This window comes from Thermohalobaculum sp., from assembly GCF_058622915.1.
In genome coordinates this window covers 1-15,110 of the sequence record NZ_JBZSYN010000077.1, presented here as the reverse complement: position 1 = coordinate 15,110, position 15,110 = coordinate 1, and the positions used below count along the sequence as shown (strand labels likewise).

Annotated in this window: 15 protein-coding genes and 1 pseudogene; 10 read left to right on the top strand and 6 right to left on the bottom strand. The window is 65.2% G+C overall.

Translation table 11 applies throughout. The annotated features are described in order from the left end of the window. Window positions 1-18 precede the first annotated feature (18 nt). Window positions 19-987, top strand: coding sequence for a UDP-glucuronic acid decarboxylase family protein (locus tag AC32QD_RS06500; RefSeq protein WP_492009672.1), 969 nt, complete (start codon window positions 19-21; stop codon window positions 985-987). A gap of 105 nt (window positions 988-1,092) precedes the next feature. On the opposite strand, the gene AC32QD_RS06495 is transcribed toward AC32QD_RS06500, so the two are convergent. Together AC32QD_RS06495 and AC32QD_RS06490 are read right to left on the bottom strand one after the other, a co-directional pair. Further along, on the bottom strand, window positions 1,093-1,920 hold the full coding sequence (locus AC32QD_RS06495) for an SAM-dependent methyltransferase (RefSeq protein WP_492009671.1): 828 nt from the start codon (window positions 1,918-1,920) through the stop codon (window positions 1,093-1,095). Window positions 1,921-2,059: 139 nt separating this feature from the next. Next, the gene (locus AC32QD_RS06490) at window positions 2,060-2,908 is read right to left on the bottom strand and encodes an aldo/keto reductase (protein ID WP_492009670.1); all 849 of its coding nucleotides are present in this window, start codon (window positions 2,906-2,908) and stop codon (window positions 2,060-2,062) included. A gap of 156 nt (window positions 2,909-3,064) precedes the next feature. Between AC32QD_RS06490 and AC32QD_RS06485 the strand changes: the two genes are divergently transcribed. The 4 genes from AC32QD_RS06485 to AC32QD_RS06470 are packed head-to-tail and all read left to right on the top strand — an operon-like array spanning window position 3,065 to window position 7,578. Further along, window positions 3,065-4,297, top strand: coding sequence for a YcaO-like family protein (locus tag AC32QD_RS06485; RefSeq protein WP_492009669.1), 1,233 nt, complete (start codon window positions 3,065-3,067; stop codon window positions 4,295-4,297). A gap of 2 nt (window positions 4,298-4,299) precedes the next feature. Next, window positions 4,300-5,625: a TfuA-like protein gene (locus tag AC32QD_RS06480; RefSeq protein ID WP_492009712.1), complete on the top strand. Its 1,326-nt coding sequence runs from the start codon at window positions 4,300-4,302 to the stop codon at window positions 5,623-5,625. Between the two features lie 36 nt (window positions 5,626-5,661). After that, a complete protein-coding gene (locus AC32QD_RS06475; RefSeq protein WP_492009668.1) occupies window positions 5,662-7,005 on the top strand; it encodes a gluzincin family metallopeptidase in 1,344 nt (447 codons plus the stop codon). A gap of 27 nt (window positions 7,006-7,032) precedes the next feature. Next, entirely contained in the window at window positions 7,033-7,578 is a 546-nt protein-coding gene (locus tag AC32QD_RS06470) for a hypothetical protein (protein ID WP_492009667.1), read from the top strand. 30 nt (window positions 7,579-7,608) lie between these two features. On the opposite strand, the gene AC32QD_RS06465 is transcribed toward AC32QD_RS06470, so the two are convergent. Further along, window positions 7,609-8,085 (bottom strand): GNAT family N-acetyltransferase, encoded by a 477-nt coding sequence (locus AC32QD_RS06465; protein WP_492009666.1) that lies wholly within the window; start codon window positions 8,083-8,085, stop codon window positions 7,609-7,611. 160 nt (window positions 8,086-8,245) lie between these two features. Between AC32QD_RS06465 and AC32QD_RS06460 the strand changes: the two genes are divergently transcribed. The 5 genes and pseudogenes from AC32QD_RS06460 (at window position 8,246) to AC32QD_RS06440 (ending at window position 13,236) form a co-directional block, all read left to right on the top strand. After that, complete coding sequence (locus tag AC32QD_RS06460) at window positions 8,246-10,027, top strand: tetratricopeptide repeat protein (protein WP_492009665.1); 1,782 nt, start codon at window positions 8,246-8,248, stop codon at window positions 10,025-10,027. 427 nt (window positions 10,028-10,454) lie between these two features. Further along, on the top strand, window positions 10,455-11,558 hold the full coding sequence (locus AC32QD_RS06455) for a cytochrome b/b6 domain-containing protein (protein ID WP_492009664.1): 1,104 nt from the start codon (window positions 10,455-10,457) through the stop codon (window positions 11,556-11,558). Beyond that, entirely contained in the window at window positions 11,555-11,983 is a 429-nt protein-coding gene (locus AC32QD_RS06450; RefSeq protein WP_492009663.1) for a DUF1924 domain-containing protein, read from the top strand. The genes AC32QD_RS06455 and AC32QD_RS06450 overlap by 4 nt, the downstream gene beginning before the upstream one ends. A 37-nt stretch (window positions 11,984-12,020) precedes the next feature. Further along, window positions 12,021-12,467: a diheme cytochrome c gene (locus tag AC32QD_RS06445; RefSeq protein WP_492009662.1), complete on the top strand. Its 447-nt coding sequence runs from the start codon at window positions 12,021-12,023 to the stop codon at window positions 12,465-12,467. A gap of 19 nt (window positions 12,468-12,486) precedes the next feature. Then, window positions 12,487-13,236, top strand: a pseudogene (locus AC32QD_RS06440) (transposase). A 334-nt stretch (window positions 13,237-13,570) separates the two neighbouring features. On the opposite strand, the gene AC32QD_RS06435 reads toward AC32QD_RS06440, so the two are convergent. The 3 genes from AC32QD_RS06435 to AC32QD_RS06425 all read right to left on the bottom strand — a co-directional run bounded on the left by AC32QD_RS06435 (window position 13,571) and on the right by AC32QD_RS06425 (window position 14,908). Next, complete coding sequence (locus AC32QD_RS06435) at window positions 13,571-14,068, bottom strand: VOC family protein (RefSeq protein ID WP_492009661.1); 498 nt, start codon at window positions 14,066-14,068, stop codon at window positions 13,571-13,573. 77 nt (window positions 14,069-14,145) lie between these two features. After that, window positions 14,146-14,538 (bottom strand): DUF1428 domain-containing protein, encoded by a 393-nt coding sequence (locus AC32QD_RS06430; RefSeq protein WP_492009660.1) that lies wholly within the window; start codon window positions 14,536-14,538, stop codon window positions 14,146-14,148. A 13-nt stretch (window positions 14,539-14,551) separates the two neighbouring features. Next, window positions 14,552-14,908: a DUF899 family protein gene (locus tag AC32QD_RS06425; RefSeq protein ID WP_492009659.1), complete on the bottom strand. Its 357-nt coding sequence runs from the start codon at window positions 14,906-14,908 to the stop codon at window positions 14,552-14,554. Between the last annotated feature and the right edge of the window lie 202 nt (window positions 14,909-15,110).

Genomic DNA, 15,110 nt, shown 5'->3' with positions numbered 1-15,110 from the left:
TTTCGGGGGAGTTGCGGGGTGGTTCGGGTCTACGACAGTCGCAAGCGGGTGCTGGTGACGGGCGGGGCGGGGTTCATAGGCTCGCACCTGTGCGACCGGCTGCTTGGGCAAGGGCACGAGGTGCTGTGCGTGGACAACCTGTTCACCGGCACCAAGCGCAATGTCGAGCACCTGCACAACCACCCGCGGTTCGAATTCCTGCGCCACGACATGACCTTTGCGCTCTATGTCGAGGTGGACGAGATCTACAACCTGGCCTGTCCGGCCTCGCCGGTGCACTACCAGCACGACCCGGTGCAGACCACCAAGACCTCGGTGCACGGGGCGATCAACGCGCTGGGGCTGGCCAAGCGGCTGGGCTGCCCGATCCTGCAGGCCTCGACTTCGGAGGTCTACGGCGACCCGCAGCAGCACCCGCAGACCGAGGACTACTGGGGCCACGTCAACCCGATCGGCCCGCGCTCGTGCTATGACGAGGGCAAGCGCTGCGCCGAGACGCTTTTCTTCGACTACCGCCGACAGCACGGGCTGGAGATCAAGGTGGCGCGGATCTTCAACACCTACGGGCCGCGCATGCACCCCCGGGACGGGCGGGTGATCTCGAACTTCATCTGCCAGGCGCTGGAGGGCGAGGAGATCACCATCTATGGCGACGGCCGGCAGACGCGCTCGTTCTGCTATGTCGACGACCTGGTCGAGGGCCTGCTGCGCCTGATGAACACCGCGCCCGAGGTCACCGGGCCGATCAATTTGGGCAACTCGGCCGAGGTCCCGATCCTCGAGCTGGCCGAGATGGTCAAGCGCATGACCGGCTCGCGCTCGAAGCTGGTGCAGCGCGCCCTGCCCAGCGACGACCCGCTGAAAAGGCGCCCCGACATCACCCGCGCCCGGACCCAGCTCGACTGGCGGCCCACCGTCCCCCTCGAACGCGGCCTCGTCCAGACCATCGCCTTCTTCAAAAATCTCGCAGCGTCGACCCGCCAGTGACCGCATCGCCGGCCAGCGCGCCCGGGGCGCCCCGCAACAGGACGCCCCTGCCCATTGCAGCCGGCACGGCGCCGGCCACGAACGGGCGCAGCGCCCGCAGGCCCGTCAGGCCGGCTTGCGTGCCGTGACCAGGATCGGCCGGGTCCGGCCTTCGGCGATGTTCAGCGCCGCGTTGGCCAGCTTCCGGGGCATGCTTTCGCCGACCAGAAGATGCAGGCCGATGGGCGGCAGCCTGCCCTCTTTCGCAAGCTCCATCGCGTGGCGGTAGAAGGCCAGGTATTTCGGCCCGGTCTCCTCCAGTTCGACTGTGGTGAATCCGGCCTCCTCCAACAGCTCCACCGTGCGCTCGGCGCGCACCAGGTAGCTGCCCGAGCCGTCGTCGGACCACGGCAAAGGAAACTGCGGCGCGCCGCCGTCACCGAGACCGTGCTCGGACAGCCCGAAGTAGCCGCCGGGCTTTAGGACCCGGTGGGCCTCAGCGAAGAACCGCGGACGGTCCTCGACGTTCATGGTGACGTGCTGGGAATAGGCGCCGTCGAATATCCCATCCTCGAACGGAAGATCGAGCGCGCTTCCGACCCGGAACCTCACCTTGTCGTCCATGCCAAGAAGGGTGGTGAACCTTTCGGCGCAGTCGACGAACGGCGGCGTCAGGTCGATCCCCTCGACGCGACACCCGAACCGCGACGCGAGATAGCGCGCCGGTCCGCCCAGGCCGGAGCCGATGTCCAGCAGCCGGTGCTCGGCCTCGACGGGCAACTTCTCTGCGAGATCGACAGTCGACGCGCGGCCCCGCGCATGAAAGTGATCCAGCGGCGCCAGCGTTTCCTGCGTCAGCGACTCCGGCGCAATCCCTGCGGCCTTCGCCGCATTAATGACCCGGGCGTAGATATCCTCGCGGGCCCAATGCCCGGCGATATCAATATCGGCCATCGGTTCCCCTCCAGTCCCCGACACGCGCGATCGTTTATGGAAAGTAGCATTTCGCCGCCGCGCTCACAACCGCTGGCGCCCTTTGCTCGACCGGCGCCCCACCGGACAACCATGTCCGGGCCAGCCCCGCCTGCGCGCTCTACAGCATCTCGAGCGGCTTCTTGTCGCTCGGCGGGGGAAAGGCGCGGTCGAGGGCGGTTAGGTCCTCATCCGTGAGGCGCAGGTTGAGCGCGGCGCGGTTCTGACGAACGTGATCGGTTTCCGCCGCCTTGGGGATGGCGATGACCCCCTGCCGGCCGAGCAGCCAGGCCAGCGCCACCTGCGCCGGGGTGGCGTGGTGCGCGGCTGCGATGCTTTGGAGCACGGGGGCCCTGAGCAGCCGGCCCTGCTCGATGGGCGAATAGGCCATGACCGGCAGGCGCCGCTGGCGGCACCAGGGCAGCAGATCGAACTCGATGCCGCGGCGACCCAGATTGTACAGCACCTGGTTGGTCTGCACCGCCGCTTCACCGATCAGGCCTAGGAGTTCCTCCATGTCCGACAGGTCGAAATTGCTCATGCCCCAGTGTCGGATCTTGCCCTGACGGGTCAGCGCCTCGAACGCCTCGAGCGTCTGAGCAAGGGGCGTCCTACCCCGCCAGTGCAGGAGGTAGAGATCGATCCGGTCGGTGCCGAGGCGGCGCAGGCTGCGCTCACAGGCTGCGATTGTGCCCTGCCGGCTGGCGTTGCCGGGCAACACCTTGCTGACCAGGAAGGCCTCCTCGCGGCGCCCGGCGATGGCTTCGCCCACGACCTCCTCGGCAGCCCCGTCGGCATACATCTCGGCGGTGTCGATCAGGGTCATGCCGAGATCGAGGCCAAGGCGCAGGGCCGCGGCCTCCTCCGCGCGGGAACGCCGCCCCTCGCCCATGTTCCAGGTGCCTTGCCCGAGCACGGGGATCGCCTCGCCCGCGGGCAGTTTAATCAGGGGAATTGCAACGTCTGGCATAGCAGGCTCCATTGGCAGAGGACCAAGGCGGTACCGGTGCGGCCAAAAACTGCACGCTTCGACCTCGGCCTTCAATGCCAGCGGGCATCGAGGGGATGCGTTCGGGGCGCCCCGATAGTATCGTCCTCACATCGGTCCGTCATTCAACGGCAGGCAATGCTCGAGCACAGCGGCAGCGGTGGCACGGTCAAGACCTACCGGCACGGCACGCATCGGTGTTGCTCGCCGGAGCAAACCATCGCGCGTATCGAGCCGCTGCGCGAGACGCTCGGGATCACCCGGGTGGCGAACCTGACCGGCCTCGACCGGATCGGCGTTCCGGTGGTGATGGTCTGTCGGCCCAATGCGCGCTCGAGCGCCGTGTTCCACGGCAAGGGGATCGATCTCGCGGCCGCAAAGGCCTCGGGTCTTATGGAGGCGGCCGAGACCTGGCACGCCGAACGTGTGGAACTCCCGCTCAAGCTCGGCAGCCTTGCAGAGCTTGGGCCGCGGCACCGGCTTGCCGAGGCAGGCGCCCTGCCCCTGCTGCCCGAAAGCCGCTTCCACCCGGACCTGCCGATGCTGTGGGTGGAGGGCGAGGACCTGATCGGGGGCGAGCCCCTGTGGGTGCCGTTCGAGCCGGTCCACGCCGACGCCACGCTGCGCGAGGCGCCTGGCAGCGGCTGTTTTTCCGCCTCGACCAACGGGCTGGCATCGGGCAATCACCGGCTGGAGGCCATGAGCCACGCGCTGTGCGAGGTCATCGAGCGCGACGCGACGAGCCTATGGAACCGGCTGTCACCGGCGCAGCAGGACGCGACGCGCGTGGCGCTCGACACCGTGCGCGACCCGGACTGCCGGGCACTGCTCGACCGCCTCGCGACAGCTGACCTGCGCGCGGCGGTCTGGGACATGACCAGCGATGTCGGCGTGCCGGCCTTCCTTTGCATGACGCTGGATCTCAGGGCCGAGCTGGCGCACACGGGCATTGGCGCCGGCTGCCACCCGGTGCGTGAGATCGCCTTTCTGCGCGCCGTCACCGAGGCGGTGCAGGTGCGAACCACCTATATCGTCGGTTCGCGCGAGGACATCGGGCATGCCGATTATGGTTCGGACATGCTGGCCGGGCGGGCGCGCAGGGCGCGCGCGATGATGCAGGCCGAGGGCCCGACTCGCGCTTTCGAAGCGCTACCGAGCCAGGTGTCGGACACGTTCGAGGCTGAACTCACCTGGCTTCTCGACCGGCTGCAGGGCGCAGGTATCCGGCAGGCCATAGTCGTCGATCTGAGCCGGCCCGGGATCGATATTCCGGTCATGCGCGTCCTGGTCCCGGGGCTCGAAGGCTCGGACCACCACTCGGGTTACTCCCCGGGGCCCCGCGCCCGGGCAGTGATGGAGGGCGCGCGGTGAGCATGTGCCTCTTCGTCGGGCCGACGCTGCCCCGCACCGAGGTGGCGGCGCTGTGCGATGCCACCCTCCTGCCACCAGCCGCACAGGGGGACGTTTTTCGCGCAGCACAGGCACGACCGCAGGCAATCGGCATCATCGACGGCTATTTCTCCGGCGCCCCCTCGGTCTGGCACAAGGAAATCCTGTGGGCCCTCGCCCAGGGCATCCATGTGTTTGGCAGCTCCAGCATGGGCGCGCTGCGGGCAGCCGAGCTGCATCCCTTCGGAATGCGCGGCGTTGGACGCATCTTCGAGGATTACCGCGCCGGCCAGCTTGAGGATGACGACGAGGTGGCCGTTGAGCACGGCCCGGCCGAGCTGGGCTATCCCGCGCTGTCCGAGCCGATGGTCAACATCCGCGCGACGCTGGAGCAGGCCGAGGCCGAAGGGATCGTGACGCCACCGGTCCGCCGCCGGCTCGAAACCTTTGCCAAAGCACTCCACTTCCCTCAGCGAAGCTGGCCGGTGCTTCTCGACGCCGACAAGATGCACGGCGTCGGGCGGGCGAGGCTCGCGGCGCTGGCCGATTGGCTGCCACAGGGCCGTGTCGATCAGAAACGCGAAGATGCGTTGGCGATGATCCGCGCCATGCAGGAGACTGTAGCGGCCCCTGAGCCGCCCGAGGCGCCCTTCCGCTTCGCGCGTACGCATTTCTGGGACGAGATGACGGCCAGATCGGGCGCGGTTACGGATATGGAGTCCAGTCCCGTGTCGACTGTCCTCGAGGAACTTCGGCTCGAGGGGTTGAAGCGCTATGAACACGTGCAGACGCGCGCCCTTGCGCGCCTGCTGGCAGATGCCGCGGCCGCCCGCGCGGGGACTACAGTGTCGCGAGACGACAGGCTGTGGAAGCTGAGCGAACTTCGTGCCGAGCGCGGGCTCTACACGCGCGCCGAGCTCGATGCGTGGATGGATGAGAACGGCTTCGACGCCCCCGCCCTCGAACGGCTGGTCGAGGCGGAAGCGCGGCTCGAAGCGGTGACTACGGCCGCCGGCACCGCGCTCGACGCGGCCCTGATAGACGAGCTGCGCCTCGGCGGCGCCTACCCGCGTCTGGCACGGCGTGCCGCCGCGAAGCGGAGGGCGCTGGCCGGCGACCCGGTCCAGCGGCCAAAGATCGATCCGATGTGGCTGCGCGCCTGGTATTTCGAACGCCGTCTGGGTCAGTCGATTCCCGAAGATCTGGCGGAATTTGCGCGAAAACTGGGATTCGGCACGCTTGCCGAGTTCGATATAGCTTTGCGTCGAGAGATTCTTTTCGTAGAGTCGGATCGGGAACCCGACGGATGAAATTACCGCACGGGGCCGGCGTTCCGGGGGAAGTCGATGTCGATTCGCGACCGCAACCTCACGGGTACGAGGTTTAGGTTATTTCCACAGTCGCCATTCAGCGAACCTGGCCGGCGACCGGAGACGGTGTGGATATCGACACCTCCCGATCGCATCGGGCCGGGACCTTCCGACGATCTCGTCTACCTGATCCACCCGATCGGCAAACGTCTCCCCTACGGGGTTCAGACAGGCCCTGACGGCCGCCCCTTGCTTTATCTGCCGCCCTGGCGCGGGCCGATCCTGCCCCCTGTCCAGCCGGACGCGGACGGCAACTTCGACCATATCCCCGTGGGTACGCCGGAGTTCGAAGAAGCGCATGTCTTTGGCTCGATTCGATTCACCATGGACCAATGGGAGCGTTATTTCGGCCATCCGCTCAGATGGCACTTCGCGCGCGACTTCGACCGGCTGGAAGCGGTGATCCTGCCCAGTCTCGACAATGCACATGCCGGCTATGGTTATATGGAGATCGGCGCGGATCACCGGGAGGACGGCTCCATCGAGCCCTTCTCGCTCAATTTTGACGTGATAGCGCACGAATTCGGCCACCTGATCATCTATGGCACCATCGGCGTGCCGCGACCCGGTGCCGGGAAGGGCGAGTATTTCGGCTTCCACGAATCCGCGGCCGACATGGTGGCAATCCTCGCGGCCCTGAACTTCGAGACGATGCTCGACGATCTGCTCGAGCAATCCAGCGGCAATCTCTATTCGTTCAACGAGTTGAACCGCTTTGCCGAGCTTTCGGCCACCGACCAGATCCGGATGGCCAGCAACCCGGTTAAGATGTGGCAGTTCGCCGCCGGTTGGGAGGACGAACACAAGCTCTCGCAACCTCTGACGGGGGCGCTGTTTGACATCCTCGTCGACGTCTTCCAGGAGATCCTGGTCGACCGCGGCCTGATCCCCCGTGGTCTGGCCGACCTCTCGGACATGCTCGCCGATCAGCCCGGCTACAACACGGTGATTCAGCCCTATTTCGATGCCATCTATCCGGACAACCGCGCGGCGTTCCGCGAAGCACTGATCGCGGCGCGCGACTATATGGGCGTGGCGCTGGCCGAGACCTGGGAGCGCCTGTCACCGGACTACTTCGACTATGCCGAGGTGGCCGAGACGCTGATGGATGTCGACCGCGCGCTAAGTGGGGGCCGGAACGTGACCGAAATGGCCGAAAGCTTCCGCTGGCGCGGCATCGGCCAAGTCGAGGCCGGACCACGCCTTAGCCCGCCGGACGAGAGGAGCCACGCACATTCGTCGCGCACGGCGGTGCCGGCGATGATCGCGCCGTCCAAGAGTTCGTATCGCGAGCGAAGGGCGCTCGCGTTGAGTCGTTGAGTTTAGCTCTTTCCAAGGGAGAAACCTGTGCCAGAATCCATGTTGACGCCAACCAATATCAAGCTAATCGGACGCGTAGTAACCGACCTTACAATCGCCGCACCCAGTGCCGCCCCCGCGAATTCCGGCGACAATCTGTTTCTGCGCAAGCAGCTCATGGCGGCGAATCGAAACTTTGCGCGAATTTACGGATTTAGTTTTGCAGGTCAGTACTACGACTTGCCAGCGCCTGCACTTTTCCTTGTCCACGGCCCGGGCACAGCCATCAGATCGACTGGCGGCAATCGCTCGACCACGGATGAATCGGGTGTGGCTGCGCGCGACTGGGACTTCGCGGACGAACCCACCGGCGCCGGTAACGCCGACCTGATGTACTGGGATTACGACAAGGGTGACTTTTCCATGCGCCTCGATGTCAATTCCGGGCCATTTGAACAACTGCTCGGCGGCGTCATGCCGGGCGGAACATCGATCAGCGGCGCCGATCTGCGCAGCGGCGCCGACCTGAGGTCCGGAGCCGATCTGAGAGCCGGTGCAGACCTGCGCAGCGGCGCCGACCTGCGGCGTCGGTAAGTCGGGAGCAATACGGTGAGCCCTGCGCCGTCAGGGCTCGCCCGCTTCGTTCGGGTCCCAGCGCATGTGGAACAGTTCCGCGTCCTCCTCGACCACGCGGAAGCCGAGTCGGCCATAGAGCGCAATTGCCCGGTTGCAGCGAATTACCTTCAAGGTGAGCGGCAACCCGAGTGTTTCAGCCGACGCCATCACCTCGCGAATCAGTTGCGAGCCTATGCCGCGGTTCCGACACCGGCGCACGAGATGTATCTGGTGCAGGTGCACGCTGGTGTCGTTCCGAGAGATCTGGAGCCAGCCGATCTCGTCGCCGTTCCTGCAGATAACCTGTGACGGCCGACGGTGAAAAGCGTCTGAAAACCGGTTCGCAACCGCCGCTTCGTCCCATGCGCCGAGTGCCTTGAGAAGCGGTCGGGTACCGTCAACATAGAGCTTTTCCGCGAACGCGAAATCGCTCGGATCGGCCGGACGAAGCTGCAAGCCAGCGGGCAACTTGAGTTTGAGCATCATCGAGGACAGCTGCCAAAAATGGTTACCGCGTTAATAAACCGCCACGACGGTGGTACAATCCCTTGTCCAAAGTACGCGTTATCCCGCATGATAGCTCATGCGATAGGGAGGTGTAACGAATAAATTCATGCCGAGACGCATGCCTTAAGGGGCGGAATCCATGGACCCGACGAAATCGACCGGCGACCATACACCGGCCTTCCATGGACGGCGTCGGGCTACAGTGATGATCGCCGATGTCGTCGGCTACAGCCGGCGCCTGGAGCAGGACGAGGAGCAGAACCTTGCCCACGTTGTTCGATCGTTCAGCCTGTTCCGCTCGCTCACTGGGGATTATGGCGGCGAGGTGGTCAATGTAAGTGGCGACGGCATCCTCGCACTGTTCGCCAGTTCCAAGCAGGCCGTGCGCTTTGCCACGCAAATCCAGAACGAGTTCCGCGAGCAGGCGGTCTGGAGCGAGGGCGACCCGATCCTGTTCCGCATCGGAATTGCGGATGGCGAGGTCATGGAAAATCACGGGATCTACCAGGGGCACTGCGTGAACCTGGCCGCCCGCCTGCAGACCATGGCCGAGCCCGGCGGCGTGATGGCGACGCGTGCGATCGTCGAGGCGGTTCGCGAGATAGAGGGCGTGCGCTTTCGCTCGATGGGTCGCCCGGCGCTGAAGAACCTCTCCAAGCCGGTCGAGGTATTCGTGCTCGAGTGGGGCGCCAACCGCGCGTCGCAACAGATCGTCGAACAACCGCGCCCGATTCCCACCGCCGATCCGGCCCAGCATCCCTCGGTCGCCATCCTGAAGCTCGACAACATCTCGGGCGACCCGGCGATGGATCACTTGTCCGAGGGGATCGTCGAGGACGTGATCAACAGCCTCAGCCGCTTTCGCAACCTGATCGTAATCGCGCGGCACTCGGCATTCCTGTTCAGCCTAAAGAACCATTCGGCACGCGACATCGGGCAGCGGCTCGGCGCGCGCTATCTGCTCGGCGGCAGCCTGCGCCAATCCGGCAAGCGCCTTAGGATCGCGGTCGAGTTGATCGACACGGACCTGGAGCGCGTCCTGTGGTCAGACCATTTCGACATCGCGCTCGACGAGTTGATCGAGTGGCAGGACGAAGTCACCGCGACGGTGGCGTCACGACTCGCCGTGCAGATCGACCTCGCCCAGCTCAGGCGCGAGTCGCGCGATCCGCACGACATGCGTGCCTACGGACTGGTGCTGCGCGGCCAACAGCTGATCCTCGGCTTCAACAAGGAGAGCAACGCTCACGCGCGCCGGCTGATCGAGGAGGCACTCGAGCTCGCTCCGGATTTCGGCCGCGCCTTCAGCGCTCTTTCGCGCACGCACAATTACGACTGGCGTTACGAGTGGTCCACCTCGCCCGACAGGTCGTTGAATGCGGCCGTGGACTTCGCCCGCCGCGCCATCGAGCACGACGCGCTCGATGCCCGGGGCTATGCCGAGCTTGGCATCGCCAATCTCTACCGGAAGCGTATCAACGAGGCGGTCGCCGAATATCAGCGGGCGCTGGCGCTCAATCCCAACGATGCCGACATCCTCGCCGAGTACGCCGACGCACAAGTCTATGCGGAGCAACCTGAGACGGCCATCGAGACGCTTGAGAAGGCAATGCGGCTTAACCCCTACTATCCCGATACCTATCTCTGGTATCTCGCAGACGCCTACAACGCGATGGGGCGTTCGCTGGACGTCATCGCCACCGTTCGCAGGATGCAGAACCCGGCCGAGGGCAGCCGTCTGCTCGCCGCCAACTACGCTCATCTGGACATGATGGACGAGGCCCGTGCGGCAGCGTCCGAGGTGATGCGGCTGCATCCGCAGTTCACCATCCGGTCATGGCGTCACCGCCCACCCTACCGCGACTTGCGGATCATCGAGCGGTATGTCGAGGGCCTGCGAAAGGCCGGCCTTCCGGAATAGCGTGGCGTCCGGCCATCCGTTTTCGCGCCTGCGCGCCTGAATCCAGGTGCTGTGACTCATCAGGAACGGTCAATCTGGCGGCGCCGCGCCGAGCGAGCCGGTGCGCCAGGAGACGCGCCAATCCTGAGCTCTCGGGCGGGCACAGTTCCCCATACCGAACTGTAACCTTCGGGCAATATCTTCGATAGGCGCGACAAGGACCCTCTCGCCTCTTCGGCGATCCGTGGCGGGTGGCACGAACAGGTCCGGAGTGCCCTCATGACCGAATTCGCGCCAACCCGCGCGCGACAAGGCGATTGCCCTCTTGGCTGTCGCGCGGGTTCTGGGAACTTAGGCTAGGGGCCGCCTGTCCCCCGGGCATTACTTGTGCCGTGCGGCGACACCGGGGCGCGCCGCGCCCTACTTAGAACAGAGACGAAAGGAAAACGTGGTCAAAATCTGGGACATCGTCGTACGCGTCTTCCACTGGAGCCTGGCAATCACTGTCACGGTGGCGCTTGTTACCGGCCTGTTCCTGCTGCCGACCTGGATCACGGTTCACCTGATCGCAGGAACGACGGCGGCCGCGCTCGTGGTGATCCGCATCGTCTGGGGAATCTGGGGCCCAGGAGCCGCCCGCTTCGCAGCGTTCGTGCATGGGCCGCGCAAGCTGTTCGACCATTGTCGCGAATTGGCCGACGGCAGAGCACGCCGCCATCTCGGCCACAATCCGCTGGGCGGCGCGATGATCGTGGCGTTGCTGGTCGTCATCGCCCTGCTGACGCTCACCGGCGTCATTGCCGAGGGCGGCGCGGTCAAATCGGGACCGCTCGCCTTCGCCACGCCCTACACCGTCGGCTGGACCGCGCGATCCATCCACAACATGATCGCCTATGTCCTGCTGGCCCTCGTCGTCCTGCACCTCGCTGGCGTGGCGTTCGAGAGCAGACGCAGCTCGGAAAATCTGCTGCTGTCCATGATTCACGGCCATAAGCCGACACGGCCAGATGACATTCGCCCTCCCCATCATGCGGCGCGGCCTGTCCTCGCCGGCGTCGTCGCGACACTGCTCGTGCTTGTAAGCAGCGTGACGGTGTATGCGCTCGCGCAGCGGCCGGCCCTCGGGGTGCCGCACGCGCCCCTCGACCCGGTCTATGCCAACGAATGCGGCGCCTGCCATATCCCCTATCACCCGAGCCTCGAGCCAGCGGCGAGCTGGTCAGCCATAATGGCGAATCTTTCCCACCATTTCGGCCAGAACGCCGAACTCGCCCCCGCGACCGCCGCGCATATCCGCACATACCTTCTTGCCCATTCAGCCGAGCACTATGACACGCTGCCCGCCCACCGCTTCCGCCATGTCAACCCGGCGGATCCGCTTCGCATCACGGCGACTCGGTTCTGGAAGCGCATCCACCGCAACATTCCGGACAGCGCCTTCTCCTCGAAGTCAGTCGTCTCGCGCGGCAATTGCGGTGCCTGCCACACAGACGCGCGAAGCGGCCTGTTCCAACCATCGGCCATCGCGATGCCAGAGGAAGCCGAGCAATGATCCCGACCATCCGCATGACTTTGGCAGCCTGCGTCGTCGCTGCCCTCGCCCTCGCCGCCCAGGCAGCTATCGGCCCGGGGCAGCAAGCCGTTCTCAATCACTTCGCCAAGCTCGCCAAGCAGGCCAATCCGAATTTCAAGGGATTCTCCGCCGCGCGCGGTCGGGCGTTCTTCCTTGCGCACCACACGACGGGGAACCCGAACACGCCGTCCTGCAGCACCTGCCACACGCGCGATCCGAGGAACGAAGGCCAGACCACGGTGGGCAAACGGATCGCGCCGATGGCGGTATCACGCTCGCCCAAGCGATTCACTGACCTGAAGAAGGTCGAGAAGTGGTTTCGCCGGAACTGCGACACCGTGATGGGCCGACAATGCACGCCGAAGGAAAAGGGCGACTTCATCACTTTCATGTCGAGCCTCTAGAGACCCGGCCCGGCGCAGCGACCTGAAAGGACGCGCCATGAAAATACCCCTCGGACCCGGCCTCACGCTTGCGGCAATCTTGCTGGCCTGGCCCACGACCGGACTGGCGCAAAGCGCAACCTCACGCAGCCCGAGGCAGGCGTTCGAACAGGAGTGCGGCGCCTGCCACTGGGCCTATGCGCCCGAGCTCCTGCCGGCACGCTCCTGGAAAAAGATCACGTCCGATCTCTCTCACCACTTCGGGCAGAATGCCAGCCTCGACCCCGCGACCACGCGCAAGATTAGAGGGTACCTCGTCAGCCATGCGGCCGATGCACCGGGCTCCGATCACTCGTTCATGCGTGGATTGCGCCCAAGCGACGCGCCGTTGCGGATCACCGACACCCCGCTTTGGAGAGCCATTCACGAGGGGATCAGTCCTCGCGCCTTCACCCAGCCGGGGGTGAAAACCAAGGCCAATTGCATGGGCTGTCACAGAGGCTGAGCCAGGTCGCCGCCGCTGGATCCGACCCGGGGGGTCAGAGGGAAGGTTGGGAGAGCTGTTCTCCTACGCTGACGTTGAACGGCGGGAGCATGCGCTGCGGTCAATGCGTAAACTGGCGAACAGCGCGCTGGCGCGGCTGTCGGGCGCCTTTGCCGGACTTCACTTCGGCATGTGGCGGCCGTCGATTGCGCCGGAGATGCTGCTGCGGGTGATGCTCTTGCAGGCGTTCTATTCGATCCGCTCGGAGTGACGTGACCCCCATCGCTCAGCCATCGGCGACTGGAATCCTGGTTTGAGCATTGCGCATGTGCGCGGCGTGAGCACCGGCCATGGCCTGATAGAGAATCGTTCGGGCCTGATCGTCGACGCCCGGTTGACCCGAGTGTCGGGCCATGCCGAGCGGCTGGCGGCGCAGGAGATGATCGAGCCCCGAGCCGACCGGCCGCGCGCCGTCACGCTCGGCGCTGAGCGAGGCTACGACGCCGCTGTTTTCGTCGAAGAGTTGCGCAGGCTGAACCTCCGCCCGCACATGGCGCCGAAGCCCAGCCGGCGCCGATCAGCCATCGACCGGCGCACCACTCGCCACCCCGGCTATGCCGCCAGCCAGCGTGTTCGCAAGCGCGCTGTGCAGGCTTTCGGCTGGATCAAGACTATCGCCGGCCTGCGCCAGACGAAGCTGCGCGGCCTGGCGAGGGTCGACTCGGCATTCACCTTGCCCGCGGCCGCCTACGAACGCGTCCGGCTGCCGAAGCTCATGGCGAGCGCGTGACCGGGAGTGCCGATCGCAAACTCGTCGGGTGATGACGGATCGCTGAGGCAGACCTGCGGATCGGAACTTCCTCGACATAGTCAGCCCGGCCGTGCAGGTCATCAGGCGCGATGGCAGCGGCGAGATCGACTTCGGCGCGGTGAAGGCCGGCCTCCACATCGACGCCCCCCCTCGCTGATCTTCTTCACCTGTTTTGGCTTCGACGAAATGGACGAGGCTACCGGCGACGGGTCCGCCGACCTGCTCGAAGATGGATCGCTCGATATCGAGTTCGCCTGCCACCTCGGCAACGGGAGCGTCTTCAAGGCCGTCGCGAAACCTCTTCGACATCCTGCTAGGTTCTTCCATCAAAGGCCTCTTTAAGCTTGGCAACATCAAGCTTCACCATTTGCATCATGGCCTCCATGGCCCGCTTTGCCCTCGCGCGGTCGGGGTCGGCCATCATTTCGATGAACACCCGCGGCACGATCTGCCACCGCAGTCCGTACTTGTCCTTGAGCCAACCGCACTGGATCGGCATGCCGCCATCGCCAGTCAGCGCCTCCCAGTAGCGGTCGACCTCGGCCTGGTCCTCGCAGGTCACTGAAAGGGAAACGGACTCGTTGAACCGGGCGTTCTCATTGGCTCCGCCGTTCAATGCCTGGTATTTTTGGCCGGCGAGTGAGAATTCAACAAGGATCACATCGCCCGCTTTCCCGGCCGGCCAGTCGGAGGGGCCTTTGTGCACGCGATCGATCTGCGAATCGGGAAAGATCTCGACGTAGAACTCCGCCGCCTCCTGCGCCCTTCCTTCGAACCACAAACAGGGGGAGATCTTCTGATTTCCAGTCATGGCGCTTGTTTTCCTCTGGTGTGTAAAAAGGGTGAGCACAGTACCGCAACGGACCGGGCGCTGAGATTCGCGACTGTTCAGACCTCGATGATGATCTCGAACCCACCATAGATCATGCGCTTACCGTCGAACGGCATCGGGTTCCTGTCCGGCCGGAGGCGGGGATCAGTTCTGGGCTTCGCCATGCCGGCGTCGCGCGCCTCGCGCGAGGGCCAGAGGATCCATCCGAAGACGACCGTCTCGTCCTCGTTGCGATTCACGGCCATGAGGAAGGAGGTGACTTGCCCATCCGGGACATCGTCTCCCCAGCAATCAACCACCTTCAGCGCGCCATTCTCCTTGAACACTGCGGCCGCAACCTCGGCGTGGCGCCGGAATGACTCGCGGCTGGTTGTGGGCACGGCGGCGGCGAATCCATCGACATAAGTCATCGCGATCAGTTCCTCTGTGTTGGTGATCCCCGCGGGCACGACCGCTGCGGGTTCAGGCTAATTGCGCACGCTGGGCGCGGTGCCGTACTCGTCGTGGCGACGCCACCAGACCGCCGTCTCGGTGCGTCCTTTGGGAGGCACGGTCGAGCCACAGATACATACCCCAAAGTCCGTCGGGCCCAAACATGAAATGGTAGACAAGGAGTTGTGAGCGCCCTCGGAAGAGGTCTTCGAGAGAGGCGCCCCCCTGCTCGGTCTCGAACCGGTAGTCCTCTTCGATCCGAACCCACGGCAGCTCCAGTCGTTGTCGCGCCAGGTCGTCGCTGCGGCGTGTCAGCGCCTTCTCCTTTTTGAGAAGTGCCGTGCGGGCCCTGAGCCACTCGTCTCGCGAGACGACCTTGTGGTCCATTTGCCTGTTCCTCCGCGGGCCAGCCGATTCTGGCGCTCTCCCCGAGGACGAACGGCCTGGCCGGGTCCCGACAGCCGATCCGAAAATCTCAGAGGCCGTCTCGAAACGCTGGGGAGAGGGCTGGATGGTCGGGATGAGGTGTGATTCCAGACGGTTGCGGAAGCCAGTTTGGAGCGCCTCATGTGGACCCCGACCACCCGGC

Coding starts and splice junctions, on each gene's coding strand:
- AC32QD_RS06495 (WP_492009671.1), bottom strand. CDS start 1,920: ATGGCCGATATTGATATCGCCGGGCATTGGGCCCGCGAGGATATCTAC.
- AC32QD_RS06490 (WP_492009670.1), bottom strand. CDS start 2,908: ATGCCAGACGTTGCAATTCCCCTGATTAAACTGCCCGCGGGCGAGGCG.
- AC32QD_RS06485 (WP_492009669.1), top strand. CDS start 3,065: ATGCTCGAGCACAGCGGCAGCGGTGGCACGGTCAAGACCTACCGGCAC.
- AC32QD_RS06480 (WP_492009712.1), top strand. CDS start 4,300: ATGTGCCTCTTCGTCGGGCCGACGCTGCCCCGCACCGAGGTGGCGGCG.
- AC32QD_RS06475 (WP_492009668.1), top strand. CDS start 5,662: ATGTCGATTCGCGACCGCAACCTCACGGGTACGAGGTTTAGGTTATTT.
- AC32QD_RS06465 (WP_492009666.1), bottom strand. CDS start 8,085: ATGATGCTCAAACTCAAGTTGCCCGCTGGCTTGCAGCTTCGTCCGGCC.
- AC32QD_RS06460 (WP_492009665.1), top strand. CDS start 8,246: ATGGACCCGACGAAATCGACCGGCGACCATACACCGGCCTTCCATGGA.
- AC32QD_RS06450 (WP_492009663.1), top strand. CDS start 11,555: ATGATCCCGACCATCCGCATGACTTTGGCAGCCTGCGTCGTCGCTGCC.
- AC32QD_RS06445 (WP_492009662.1), top strand. CDS start 12,021: ATGAAAATACCCCTCGGACCCGGCCTCACGCTTGCGGCAATCTTGCTG.
- AC32QD_RS06435 (WP_492009661.1), bottom strand. CDS start 14,068: ATGACTGGAAATCAGAAGATCTCCCCCTGTTTGTGGTTCGAAGGAAGG.
- AC32QD_RS06425 (WP_492009659.1), bottom strand. CDS start 14,908: ATGGACCACAAGGTCGTCTCGCGAGACGAGTGGCTCAGGGCCCGCACG.